Origin of the sequence: Klebsiella sp. Lac1, assembly GCF_009825425.1 — a bacterium.
In the GTDB taxonomy this organism is placed as follows: domain Bacteria; phylum Pseudomonadota; class Gammaproteobacteria; order Enterobacterales; family Enterobacteriaceae; genus Klebsiella; species Klebsiella electrica.
On the sequence record NZ_VJZJ01000001.1, the window covers coordinates 1,741,122 to 1,753,757 of the forward strand.

A 12,636-nucleotide genomic window follows, 5' to 3' on the forward strand; every position below is an offset into this window, starting at 1 on the left:
ATAAATAATGCCGCAGACCGTTTTTTATCTTTTTAAACATACATTCACCAATGGTTATACCCACAGCTGTAGCCAGTACCCGCAGCTGATGGCCAGCGCATATGGCACCGTTGCGCGTTCCTCGCGGGCGAAGAAATAAAAACAGAGCAGGCTGACAATGGCGACGGGAATACCCGCGATGGCTGTCAGCAGCAAAAAATTGCCGGTCTCCGGTACTGACAACGCCACCGCCAGCGCGCACACCAGCTTAATGTCCCCGGCGCCCATCAGCTTCGCCATCACGGCGATAAAACCCAGCGCCAGCAGTATGCCGGGGAGAATGAACGCCGGATAAGGCATATGCGTAAATCCTGCGAGACAGGAGAGCAGCAGTATCAGCAGCGTGGCGCGGTTAGGTATCCGCCGCCAGCGGATATCCATATAGCAAATATAGATAAGCACTCCGCTGATACCGGCAGTCAATAGCCATGCGATATTCACAATAATCCCTTATTCTCCACGCATCATAAAAATGCGGTGTTAAAAAGAACCGTGTTTATTCAGGCGAGAGATTCTCTGGCTGCGTCAGTTCATTATTTTCAGGGTCCGGCAGCGTACATGCCTGGAGCCAGGAAAAATAGCTGGTCACGCTCTCGATGATTCTGCTGTCGCGATCGTAAAGCACCGGAGCCAGCGCAATGGCATCGCTAAGCATATCGGCAGCCGTTAATTCAACCGCCTGCAGCAGCAGAAGCGAGAAAATATCTTGCGGGATCGGCGTCTCTTTCTGCAAATGGCTACACAGCGAATGTAGCCACTGGTGATACCAGTTCAGACGCTGCTGAATTAATTCTGCCCTGTTATCCAGGACCGGCGACACGGAAATAAAACCACAGCTCATGTCTGCCGAGCATAATCTGACGGCGAAGGACATCGTTAACGGATCATTCATAATAATATTCCTGTGGCGGCGGCAGATCGGGCTGCGCATGGCAGATCTCAGCGATGGCTGCCGCCAACTGGCGCAACAGCCAGAACAGTTGCCCGAGGGGCTCCTGTGCGGAGGCCACGACGGTCAGACATAGCGGAAAACGCTGCGTAGCGACCTGCCAGAGCAGGATATTGTCCCTCTCGCCCTCGACGGTGATGGCTTTCTGCTCTCCGGCCGCGATTTCATTTAGCATCGCGGCGCCAACCCCCAGCAGAGAGCTGGTCATCGCCGCGATTTTATGTAACCGCCCGGGGTCCTCTTCTTTGAGAACGGCCGCGACCTCATAACCATCGGCGGTCGCCACCAGCAGCTCCCCCATCACAGGATAATTCTGGGCAAACTCCAGCAGCAGTTGCTGAATCTGCTGACTGAGTTCAGTCGACAGGGTACCGGCATCTTCAATCGCAAACGGAAGTATGCTTGTCATCAGGAATAAACCTCTTCATTTCTGGCACGCTCAAGCTGGCAAAACAGCACCTTCAGCAGAAATAAGACCCTTTCCGGGCTGCGTGCATCCAGCGTCGCGACGGGAAGAGTTAGCCCCTCCTCCCGCAGCAAGCGCTGGTATTGTTCAAGATCAGGTAAGGGGGACAAATCACACTTAACGATGCCCAGCAGCACGATCGCATTTCCCGCCAACGGGCCGGTTTTCAGCGCCCGCAGCCAACTGCGAGTCTCTGCCAGCGGGTCTGGCCGGTGATTATCGGCCAGCAGCAGAATACCGACGCTGCCGCGTTCCAGGATATCGCGCATAAACGTGAAGCGCTCCTGCCCCGGAGTGCCGTAAAGCCGCATCCGGTTTTGCCCGCCAGGAATAGTCAGCTCGCCGTAGTCAAAACCGACGGTGGTGGTGTCTTTCTCTGCGTCGCCGCGGTCCGATGCCAGCACGTCCGTTGACACGACGTTGATTTCACTGACGCTACGGATAGCCGTGGTCTTACCCGAGCCGCTGCGTCCTACCAGGATCACCTTATAGTCTTTCATCATCCCGAACCTTATGTCCTCCGCCCGCGCTACGCGGGCGGGGTTACTTATAAAATGACGATGGCCTCTTCGACGTCCGTCACTTTGCGTCTGGCCAGCGCCAGATTTCCATTGCGACGATCGAGAATGGTATACACGAATACCCCATCCACAGCCCTCACCGGTCGGAGTATGTGGTACTGTTTGCCCAGCGTAATCAGGATGTCTTCCACTTCATCTCCGGTCGCCATTAATTTCAGCATCTTGATATTGGCGCGCAGAACATCAGTAATGGCCGCGGCGGCAATTTCAATATCCAGACCGGCAGAGCCCACGCCGTGTAACAGCATGCCATTACGGGCATCGACCAGCGCCGCCCCCAGCGCGCCATCAAGGTTAACCAGTCCATCCAGTAACTTTTCCATTTCAGCCATTATTTTCTCCTGTAAATTCATTCTGTTGTGATTAATCAGTGACTTTTAAGTCATGAAGAACTTCTTTAACATTTGCCAGCAGAATATTGTCGATAGAGAGTCCTTCGACCTTCAGTTTTAATATCTGGCACCAGGGCTTCATGCCCGGCGTATAGCAGCTGACGACCGCATGAACCTCGGAGGTCAAACAGAGTTCTTCATTGATAGTCGCATGCAGCGTGTATTTATCGCCGACGCGGAAACGTTCGGTTCCCGGCAACGCAAACTCGTGAATAATAATGGGCGAATATTCCCGCAGCGCGGCAATCTCAGCGTGTGATTTTTCCCAGTTCAGCACGCCAGGAATAATACTTTCCGTCGTTTCCCAGGGCCGGGGCAATGACATATCCGGCCTGTTGCGATAGCCGCGTAATACGCCATCCGCGCCGATCATCAGATGCGTGACGCCCGCCGGCACCTGCACCAGCAGATCGTTGTATTCATAAATTTTCATAATGTTTATTTCCGTATAAAAACAGACCCGGCGGTTCAGCCGTAATAAATATCAAACACCAGTCGTTCCCCTGGAACCTTACCCGCGGCGAGACGGAATACCTTCGCTTTTGCCAGTGAGTGGGTAAATTCAAACTCAATTAAAACAGCATCCGTTTGATTTTGATAAAACGTCAATTTATTGATGTTGGGGTATTCCCTGGGAATATCGTCAGCCGCACGCAGCAACGCCTGCCCTAGTCTGACATTCTGTAATTCAAAAATACGCTTATTTTTATCCGCGCTGGGAAGTTCGCGGAAATTAATCGCATGCTGCGACTCCAGCGTCATGCGGAAATATCCGGGGTGGCGTCCGGAGCGAACCGCAGAAACGTCTTTCAGACCGCTGGTTAACGACAAAGACGCTTTTTCCACCAGCCCTGCCGACTTCGCCGTCGGCTGATTATCCAGGAGCCGGGTTATTTCATCCTGAGTGGAGACCGATGTGCGTTCAGCGGCCGCCGTTTTGAGCGGTGGCGGTGCGACTCCGGTCTGGGCCCCCGATTTCACCGCTGGCGCCGCGCTTTTCGCTATCGACACCGGAGCCGGGGCCGACAACGCTGCGGACCGCACGCGCGGGCGCGGATTCACTTTCGCCAGCGCTTCCATCAACCCGTCGCTACGGTCGGCCATCTTTTCCTGCTGCAGGATGCTTTCCGCACCGTTAAAGTCCTGGAGCTTCACCAGCACGTAGACGAGGTTATGCAGCACTTTCTGGCTCGCATGCCCCCTGCCGTAGAGAGAAAAAAGATAGTCTCTGGCGGTGGCGTAATCGTTTTGCATAATGGCCAGCATCGCCAGGTTATTAATCACGATATCGTCATCGACAAAGCGCTGCCTCGCGCTATTAAACGCGCGGGCCGCCCCGGTAAAATCGCCATCTTGCGCCAGCAGGATCCCCTGCATATTCCAGGCCTCGCCGCTTTGGGGGTTCTGCCTGAGCACGCCGGCAACCATCGCCTGCGCTTCGCTATAATTGCCGAGCTCCATCAGGTTTTTACTTGCCAGTAATAATGCCCGTTCATCGGGATTGTTGGCGATGAGCGGCTGCAGATACTGGCGGGAAGAGTCGAAATCCTCCGCCAGATAGTAGTATTCCGCCAGCTGGTAGCGGGTATCCTTATCCTCTTTACGGCTGAGCTTTTCACGGTAGAGCTTGATCAAGCCGTTATAGTTATTGACCTTACTGAGAATATATTCACGCTGACTATCATTGAGTTCACCGCCGCCGGTTTGGCTCTGGCAGCCGCCCAACGCCAGCAGCGCGAGAAACGCCGTAAGAGAGATTATTTTGACCACATTGACACCATCCCTATAATGCCTGGCCCCGCAACGATGACCAACAGCGGAAACATAATGAAAGCGATCATCGGCAACGTCATTTTTGCTGACAGGCTGGCCACCTTCTCTTCGGTGCTCAGCAGCTGCAGTTCGCGCATCTCTTTAGAAAGGTCGATCAACACCTGATATATTGACGAGCCATATTTAATACTTTGCTGCAAAGTCGAACACAGCATTCTGACTTCTGTCCCCGGAACCTCCTCATAGAGTTGTTCCAGCGCGGCGTTAATCCCGTTCACCTCTGTTTTGAGCATCGCCCTGTCGAACAGCGTGGCGATATTGGGATTAATGGCATAGGTATTGTCGGCGATATAACGCAACGCTTTTTCAATGGTCATCCCGGATTGCACGCAGACAGCCAGCATATCGATAACGAATGGCAGGTCGTCAGAAATCCTTTTCATGTTTTTTTTAATGGTCATTTCCTTTACCAGATTCGGTAACAGAATAACCACCACCACGCAGGCCAGTACGCAAAGAAATAACATCTCACGGGAAAATGTATAAATCCCGGTCGCATCCACGAATACCAGCAGTAGCGTCGCGATAACGATGATTAACGTTTTAGCGACAATGTTTTTATCCAGCATCGCGGTCCACGAGACCAGACGACTGGTTTTCCTCATGATTCGCTCAACCGGCGTTGTATTATCCTGTGGGATAAAAGCGTACTGCTTGCTACTCTGCTCCAGCAGGTGATAAATACGCTGCCGACGTCGCTTCAATAACCAGATCCGGGTTAATCCCCCGGCACCTGAGACCAGCAGGATTAGCGCAAGAATATAAAACATATGTCACCTATATTTTATTCATCATCATCCAGACAATCAGCAGCCCCAGCAGAATGCTGCAAATAGCGTAATAGAGCATCATCTGGCCCGTCGGATGGTGCAGTAAAATGTCAAAATTGGCCGGCGACTGAAATTTCAGAAAGAAGAAGAAAAAAATGGGGATAGCCGTCAGTATCTTAATCGACATGCGGACTTCCGATGTCATGGCGTATTTTTTCTTCTCCAGCACCCGGGCGTTGGAGATAAGCGTTCCCAGACGCGACATCACCTCTTTGACCTGCCCCCCGCCTTTCATGTTGAGCTGTACGGTAATGATGAAAAAGTAGTATTCACTAAACGGCAGGCGTCGCCACGAGGCCAAAAATACGCTTTCCGCATCTTCACCGATTTCCAGGCGCTGCGATATCTGTCTGAATTCATCGCCCAGCACACCGTCAATCTTTTGCCCGCACTGCTCAATCCCCTGAATAACCGAGTTACCGGCGCGGATCGAGCTGTTAATAATATTCAGCGCTTCCGAAAACTGAGCATCAAATTCCAGACGCATCTTTTTCTTACTGTTGAGATACAGGCCGTAGAGGGTCAGCACAAAGCATGCGGGATGGATAATCAGCGGACTCAGGTTCAGGTAATTCTGGTTTACGTAGAAGCTTGCGGCCTGGACCAGTAGCAGGATCAGCCCGTGGCGCAAGACGGTAGCGCGCTGCTTGCCCAGTAAATGAAGACGCATATTGTCCATCAAGCGTGATAACCACCCGCCCAGCGGATTACGCAGCAGTCGCCTTGTCAGCTCCACCCGGTTACGGGCAGCTTCCGCCTGCTGTAAACGCCGCATGCGCTTCTGCTGGCGATACCACAGCCCCAGCTGAATGCAGCCTGCCAGCAGCAGAAAGCTAAAAATGATCATCATCATGGCATCCGGTTCCCGAACAGTTGTTTTAAAGGTTCAAGCAGGCCATGCACCAGCGCCTGGCGGTACACCGCCGAACGCTGGAGCAGCCCAAAACAGGTATACGTCCCCTGAATCTTGCCGTACTCATTGCGATCCGCTTCGGCGCCGAAGCTAAAGATGTCCTGCAGAATAATGTTGTCTCCTTCCATGCCCATCACTTCGGCGATGTTGATCACCTTGCGCGAGCCGTCCGGCAGGCGCGACACCTGCACGATGATGTTGACCGCCGAGGCGATGTTGCGGCGTATGGCCGCCAACGGCAGCGACGCGCTGGACATCATGATCATGCTCTCCAGACGCGCCAGCGCGTCGCGCGGCGAGTTGGCATGCAGCGTCGACATTGAACCATCATGGCCGGTGTTCATGGCCTGCAGCATCTCAAAAGCCTCCTCGCCACGACACTCGCCGACGATTATCCTGTCGGGACGCATACGCAGCGCGTTGACCACCAGATGGCGCATATTCACCACTCCCTGGTTTTCCGACCCGGCCATTCGCGTCTCCAGGCGAACCACGTGCGGCTGCTGTAGCCGCAGTTCGGCGGCATCTTCCAGGGTAAGTACCCGCTCATCTTCATTGATGTATTGCGACATCGCGTTAAGCAGCGTGGTTTTCCCCGAGCCCGTCCCCCCGGAGACAATAATGTTGACCCGACAGCGGCTGGCGATGACCAGAAAATTGGCCATCATTTCATTCATGCTGCCGTACTCCACCAGGTCGGCCAGTGATTTCTTGCCCTTGCCAAACTTACGGATGGAGATCGACGCGCCATCCAGCGCCACCGGTGAAATCACCACGTTGAGACGGCTGCCGTCCGGCATCCTGGCGTCCACCAGCGGCTGGGAATCATCGACCCGGCGCCCCACTCGCGAAACCAGCCGTCTGGCGATATCGGTGAGCTGAACGTCGTTGAGGAAGCGTTTATCGACCTGTTCAAGTTTGCCGAAACGCTCGACAAAAATGCGATCCGGGCCGTTCACCAAAATATCGCTGATGGTGTCGTCTTCCATTAATTCCCGTAGCGGGCCGTAGCCGGTTATCTCATCGGTAACCAGCTCGCACAGATCGTGACTGGCGCGGGAGGATAAATATCTGCCGCTGCTGTTCACCTGCCGCGTGATCACCTCGCTGATTTCCCGAAACAGCGCATCGCGATCGTGACGCAACGCATCAACCCGTTCTAAATCAACGCTCTTCAGCACCAGCTCACGAAAATAGAGCAGGGATTCAAAGCTCTCCGTATCCATCGCTGTCGTCATCCTTAAAAGTTATGTTCCCACCGCGTGACGAAATCCGCCATCCGCTACGACTTACGGTCGGGGCGTAATGAGAAAAACGATGGAAATAATCTTCTCTTTGCCGTCTCCTGCTCAGATTTACCCAGCAGGCTTTGGGCGGCAAAACGCCACAGCGGTGTTGCCGACAACGGTTGGTTTTGCTTAACGTTCCACGGGTTAATCACCGCCAGCGGGTAACCCAGGTACTCCTCAATATCGTCATTGCGCAGCTCATCGCCGTGCGCAGGGTGATTCTCATTGAGGCAGATGAAGACCCGCAGCTCTTTGCCGCCGCGCGACAGGTCGACGCGCTGCTTCTCATCCAGCAAATACTTAGCCACCCGCAGGGCGCTCAGATCGCGGTTAATCACCAGAATCAAGGTGCTGGATTGCGTAAAGACGGTCTCAAGATGCTCGTAGGGTTGGGCATAGACGCCGTGATCGAACATCACCAGATTGAACGCATTGAAGTGGCTATCGCCATAGGTCCAGGCCGCATCCAGGGGCTCTATGCGCGCGGACTGCTGAGGCCCCATCGGCGTAATCGCCCCGTCTCTGGGCAGAGTACGGGAGGTCATTAAATCAAGATCCCGGCTGCCGCTGGCGCCCTGCACCAGCAGCGAGGGGATCGAGGTCTGCATACCGATGGCCTGAAACAGCTGCCAGGCCACGGTTGTGGTACCCACGCCGCCTTTGCAGCCCAGCAGACTGATTTTCATCATGCTGCGCGTCGCCAGGGCGCTGTCAGGCTGCTGGAGCTGCCCGGCCAGCTGCGCCAGCTGGGACTGAATATGCAGATAGCAGACGCCGGCGCTCATCAGCGCCTGGGCGAAAGCTATTGAGTCATTGCGACCGAGAAAGACCTGACGCGCGCTGGCGGGAATCAGCAATGTGGCCGTTTCACAGATCAAGGTGACATCATTACAGTTGCCGATATCAATAATTACCGTCGCGGCGCCGCGCAAAATGCTGTCATCCTGCAAGGCAAAAAAATCAAGCGGGTGACCAATAACGTTATTAAAGTTATTAATTAATAACAAACTGCTAATGTCAGAAAGTATCTCTTTATCAGGGGAGATAATAATTATCGACTGCGCGCCCCCCTTTTTCACCTTCTGCGCGACTTCCGGCTCGCTTTTCTTTTTAGAATCCGAAAACAACTTCATCTTTCACTCCAGAAATATGTCAATGATGCGAGGTCGTTAGCGGGCAAAGCCGCCCTGTTCAAGAAAGCGTCCGGCATCACTATTTAAACGCTCTTCGCGCATTTTCTGGTCAACGCCGACGTTAAAGAACAGCTTCTCAACCGAGCTGCGGCGAAAGGATGGAAGCGACATCTTGCGGGCCGCCGCTTCGGCCTGTGGTTTCACCAGATTCACCGTGGCGAATACCACCAGTTCGCTTTTGCTTCTTTCGGTCATCGAGCTACGGGCCAATGCCCCCAGCACCGGAATATCGCCAATAAACGGCACTTTGGTGAGCGACTCCCTGTCGGCCTCGCTTAATAAGCCGCCGATAACAAAGCTGTCGCCATCCGCCAGCTCGATGGTTGAGCTGGAGCGCCGGGTACGCATGGTCGGGATCTGGTAGTCGTTATAGGCATACGAACCGGTGACGCTGCTTAATTCATTGGAGACAAACAGGCGTATCTTCTGGCGTTTTTCCACCTTGGCGGTAATATTCAGGCGAATACCGTACTCTTTATACTGCACGGTGACCGAGTCCTGGTCTTTCACCATAATCGGAATTTCGCCGCCTACCAGGAAGCTGGCGGACTCTCCGGAAAGTACGGTGAGATTAGGCTGGGCCAGCACCCGGGCAATCGAGTCATTTTTTACCGCGTTAATCAGGGTGCTGATATTTCCGGCATCAAACCCACGGCGAAACCCCAGCAGATTAAAGACCCCAGGGCTGTTGGTGGTGATACCGTTATTTCCGCCGCCGTTGATAATGCTATCCAGTGTCAGGCTGCTCCACTCGATGCCCAGGTTATCGGTAAACTCTTTGCTCACCTCCACCACGGTCAGTTTAACGTTGACCTGGTTCGAGGACGGGAGCTGTAAGCGGTTAATGACGTTGTCATAGACTTTGGCGATCGCAAAACGGGTGTTTTCACTGCTGGCGTTGCTGCCGTTACTTTTACTGCCGCCATCGCCGGAGCCCACCAGACTGCCGACCAGCTGATAGACCCCGTCGCGGCTCTCTTCATCGGGCACCGTGCCGCTCAGGATCCACGTGGCTTTATCGGCATTCTGGAAGCGTTTCACCTCCACCGTACTGCCGGGGTATTCACGCGCCACGCGCTGGCGAATGTCGCTCAGAAAAGGGTCAACATCCACGCTGAGATTCATCAGGATTTTCGCCTGCGGGCCATAGACCACCAGCTCAGTGCTGCCCAGCTTGCGGGCATACAGCACGATATTTTTATCGTTGACGATTTTGTAATCGGCAACGGCCGGGTCTGACACAAACACCGTATTAACGGCGCTAGCGAAGCGCAGCGTTTTCGATTGCCCGGGTTTGAGATTAACGACTTCCGCCCTGGCCCCCAGAGAAAACACGCAAAACACCAGCAGCACAAACAGCCTTTTAATGCAGAACAAACGTTGAGTCATCTTTTAAAATATCCCTGTATCCGGGGTTCCATGGTGTTATAAGCCACCTGAGGTCAGGTGGCGATTTAGCCTCGAAGCTCGTTAATTTCTGAGGTGAGCTTTGCTGGAACGGGAGGTAGATTAAAAATCACGTCGTCGCTGACCGGCCATGCCGCCTCCGGCGAGGGCAGCGCAATGGTCGATTTCCCTTCCGGAGAGGTGGTGGCCGGAAACAGGAGAATATTCGCCAGCTCGCCGCCCAGCCCCTTCAGCATTTTGACCTCGCGATCCTGCAGCTCGACCACCAGCTGGCTACCCTTTTCCACCACGTTGACGCCGTTAGTGACCACCGTTTTTGCCGGGCGAATCGCCAGTACCCGCTTATTGCCCATCAGCGGTTTCAGGCGGTTATAAAGCTGATTTTTCTCACGGGACTGTTCGGCGCCGACTTCCAGCGTATCTTCATGTTTGGGGTATATCCGACGATAGGAGAGATAAATATCCACGCCCTGCCCGGCTTTGATGTTATTTAATAAATAGTTGTCTGACTTGTTTAGCTCAAAGGTATAGAGAATATTCCCCGGCCGTAAAAACAGGGTCAGGTATTCATCGCTGCCCGGCGCCACCATTAAACCCGGCAAAATCCATGAATTCGCCGGCACCGCGCTTTTTAACGCCCAGTTATCCAGGTTTTTACCGACGAGATTAAACTGCGCATCGGTACTGCCGACATCAACCGTAACGGTTTTAATCTGAAAGTCCCCGGCCCGTAGTATCGTTCTGGCGTCTAAATCACGGGTGGCTACCACCACGCTTATCGTCTGCTGCGGTTTTTTTTCTGGCTGGCTGGCCTGCAAAGGGGCAGCCGTGCGGGATTGATTAAAATAGAAAAACAGCCCCAGAATACCGACAACGATCATCACCACATAAACCAGCAGACCGCCTCTTTTCATATTCATTGTTATCCACTTTGTTCTGCCAGAAATTCTGAAATCATCTCTGAATACAGGCATCACATCCTATGATGCCCGTGTCATTATTAGATATTCCAATAATTATTATTGGACAAGGCCGGTAATCTTCGTTGTGACCGCCGTGAACACAGAAGTCAGTGTTGTCTGAACGGAGCCACCTGAACCAAACACCACAGAAACAACGGCGGCCACACCTGCGATGACAATCGCGTACTCAACGGCGGTGACGCCTTTTTCATTGTTTTTGAAATCATAAATGCATCCAGCAACACAGCTATAGGCAGCCAGATATTTATCATAAACACGGTTTAGCATTATTAGTTCCCTTATTAACCATCATTCAATATTTAAATTTATAGATCTCCCGAAACATATTCACAAAAAGAATCCATCCTTCGGTGCTGATATTTCCCGGGCAGCAGCAGAATAGCCTGATAATTCTGCTGCCAGCTAATATTTATAATCGATCGATTTCATTCTGGTTAATAGTCCAAAGCTATCACTTAACATATAACGATCGTTTTGACCGATCGTTTGGAGAAAAAACAGCCTCAGAAAAGCGGACTAATTGCTTATAAATCAGGCATTATTTGACGGTATTTATTACCCTGACGCGGCAGCAGACAGGGTTTATTTTTAGCGGGCTATTTCATAATAAAAAAACAACTCAACAACCATTACATTCGATAAAAATCAACATTTAGTATTTAGCGCTGGTTTCGCCATTAAATTCGCAGCTTAAACTGCCCGTGAGCCAATGAAGAAGTGTTTTATCGCTTACAATATATGGCGGATATCGATGCCGACCACACATATAAATAACAAATAATTAAAATAAGGAAAAATCCTAAATTTACACCCGGGAATTAGCGTCCAGATCGCTGCAATTAACCCCAAACGCGGCGCAATAACAGCGCCGTCATTAGCGGCGTCGGCTGATAAATAGCAGATAGATAAGCAGACTGAACGACTGACAATGAAATATGCTGGATTTTATTCTTGTTGCAGAATAAAAGACGAACAGAGGTCTGTTCATTATGGGACGAAGCCAGTCACTGGCGCTCGGGCTTTGCCACAAGACGGCAAAGCCCTGAGAAACGCAGCGCGTTAAATTGTCACCATGCCGCGCACCCCTTCGGCTTCCATCTCCGCCCCGTTACCCTGCTGAATAATCGTTCCCCGCGACATCACCAGATAGCGATCGGCTAGCGCTGCGGCAAAGTCATAGAACTGCTCAACCAGCAGAATGGCCATATCGCCACGGTTCGCCAGTTGGCGGATCACTTCACCAATCTCTTTGATGACCGATGGCTGGATACCTTCCGTCGGCTCGTCGAGGATCAGCAGTTGCGGCCGACTGGCCAGCGCGCGACCAATCGCCAGCTGCTGCTGCTGACCGCCGGAGAGATCGCCGCCGCGCCGCTGTTTCATGGTTTTCAGCACCGGAAACAGCTGATAAATCTCCTCCGGTACCTGCCCGGCGTCCCTGGCCGGGAATCGCGACAGCCCCATCAGCAGGTTCTCTTCCACCGTCAGGCGAGGAAAGATTTCACGTCCCTGCGGCACATAGGCGATGCCAGCCTGCACCCGCTGGTGCGGTTTACGCTGGGTAATCGGTTTGTCCTGCCAGATGACTTCGCCGCTGCGCGCCGGGATAAGCCCCATCAGACACTTCAGTAAGGTAGTTTTACCCACGCCATTGCGCCCCAGCAGACAGGTAACCTCACCTTGCCGGGCCGCAAAGTCGACCCCGCGCAGAATGTGGCTGCCGCCATAATATTGATGTAACTGGTTAACCTGTAGCATTCG

At 52.9% G+C, this 12,636-nt stretch carries 15 protein-coding genes; all 15 read right to left on the reverse strand.

Going from position 1 to position 12,636, the window contains the following annotated elements:
- Positions 1-54: 54 nt before the first annotated feature.
- The 15 genes from FNY10_RS08250 to urtE all read right to left on the reverse strand — a co-directional run bounded on the left by FNY10_RS08250 (position 55) and on the right by urtE (position 12,633).
- Complete coding sequence (locus FNY10_RS08250; RefSeq protein WP_100683778.1) at positions 55-480, reverse strand: A24 family peptidase; 426 nt, start codon at positions 478-480, stop codon at positions 55-57.
- A 55-nt stretch (positions 481-535) separates the two neighbouring features.
- Positions 536-931, reverse strand: a complete 396-nt coding sequence (locus FNY10_RS08255) for a hypothetical protein (protein WP_100683779.1) — start codon at positions 929-931, stop codon at positions 536-538.
- On the reverse strand, positions 924-1,397 hold the full coding sequence (locus FNY10_RS08260; protein ID WP_100683780.1) for a roadblock/LC7 domain-containing protein: 474 nt from the start codon (positions 1,395-1,397) through the stop codon (positions 924-926). Before FNY10_RS08260 ends, FNY10_RS08255 begins: the two co-directional genes overlap by 8 nt.
- Positions 1,397-1,957 (reverse strand): GTP-binding protein, encoded by a 561-nt coding sequence (locus FNY10_RS08265; protein WP_224742550.1) that lies wholly within the window; start codon positions 1,955-1,957, stop codon positions 1,397-1,399. Before FNY10_RS08265 ends, FNY10_RS08260 begins: the two co-directional genes overlap by 1 nt.
- A 44-nt stretch (positions 1,958-2,001) precedes the next feature.
- On the reverse strand, positions 2,002-2,367 hold the full coding sequence (locus tag FNY10_RS08270; RefSeq protein WP_100683782.1) for a roadblock/LC7 domain-containing protein: 366 nt from the start codon (positions 2,365-2,367) through the stop codon (positions 2,002-2,004).
- 31 nt (positions 2,368-2,398) lie between these two features.
- Positions 2,399-2,860 carry a hypothetical protein gene (locus tag FNY10_RS08275; protein ID WP_100683783.1) on the reverse strand — a complete coding sequence of 154 codons (462 nt, stop codon included), beginning with the start codon at positions 2,858-2,860 and terminating at the stop codon, positions 2,399-2,401.
- 35 nt (positions 2,861-2,895) lie between these two features.
- Positions 2,896-4,197, reverse strand: coding sequence for a tetratricopeptide repeat protein (locus tag FNY10_RS08280; RefSeq protein WP_160704921.1), 1,302 nt, complete (start codon positions 4,195-4,197; stop codon positions 2,896-2,898).
- Entirely contained in the window at positions 4,185-5,030 is an 846-nt protein-coding gene (locus FNY10_RS08285) for a type II secretion system F family protein (protein ID WP_160704920.1), read from the reverse strand. Before FNY10_RS08285 ends, FNY10_RS08280 begins: the two co-directional genes overlap by 13 nt.
- Positions 5,031-5,037: 7 nt before the next feature.
- Entirely contained in the window at positions 5,038-5,943 is a 906-nt protein-coding gene (locus FNY10_RS08290) for a type II secretion system F family protein (protein WP_160704919.1), read from the reverse strand.
- Positions 5,940-7,229 (reverse strand): CpaF family protein, encoded by a 1,290-nt coding sequence (locus tag FNY10_RS08295; RefSeq protein WP_100683787.1) that lies wholly within the window; start codon positions 7,227-7,229, stop codon positions 5,940-5,942. The genes FNY10_RS08290 and FNY10_RS08295 overlap by 4 nt, the downstream gene beginning before the upstream one ends.
- A 56-nt stretch (positions 7,230-7,285) precedes the next feature.
- Entirely contained in the window at positions 7,286-8,425 is a 1,140-nt protein-coding gene (locus tag FNY10_RS08300; protein WP_160704918.1) for a hypothetical protein, read from the reverse strand.
- A 36-nt stretch (positions 8,426-8,461) separates the two neighbouring features.
- Positions 8,462-9,874 carry a type II and III secretion system protein family protein gene (locus tag FNY10_RS08305; RefSeq protein ID WP_100683789.1) on the reverse strand — a complete coding sequence of 471 codons (1,413 nt, stop codon included), beginning with the start codon at positions 9,872-9,874 and terminating at the stop codon, positions 8,462-8,464.
- Positions 9,875-9,939: 65 nt separating this feature from the next.
- On the reverse strand, positions 9,940-10,812 hold the full coding sequence (locus FNY10_RS08310) for a hypothetical protein (RefSeq protein ID WP_100683790.1): 873 nt from the start codon (positions 10,810-10,812) through the stop codon (positions 9,940-9,942).
- Positions 10,813-10,911: 99 nt separating this feature from the next.
- Positions 10,912-11,142, reverse strand: a complete 231-nt coding sequence (locus tag FNY10_RS08315) for a Flp family type IVb pilin (protein ID WP_160704917.1) — start codon at positions 11,140-11,142, stop codon at positions 10,912-10,914.
- A gap of 792 nt (positions 11,143-11,934) precedes the next feature.
- Positions 11,935-12,633: an urea ABC transporter ATP-binding subunit UrtE gene (gene urtE / locus FNY10_RS08320; protein ID WP_141964554.1), complete on the reverse strand. Its 699-nt coding sequence runs from the start codon at positions 12,631-12,633 to the stop codon at positions 11,935-11,937.
- Positions 12,634-12,636: the final 3 nt, after the last annotated feature.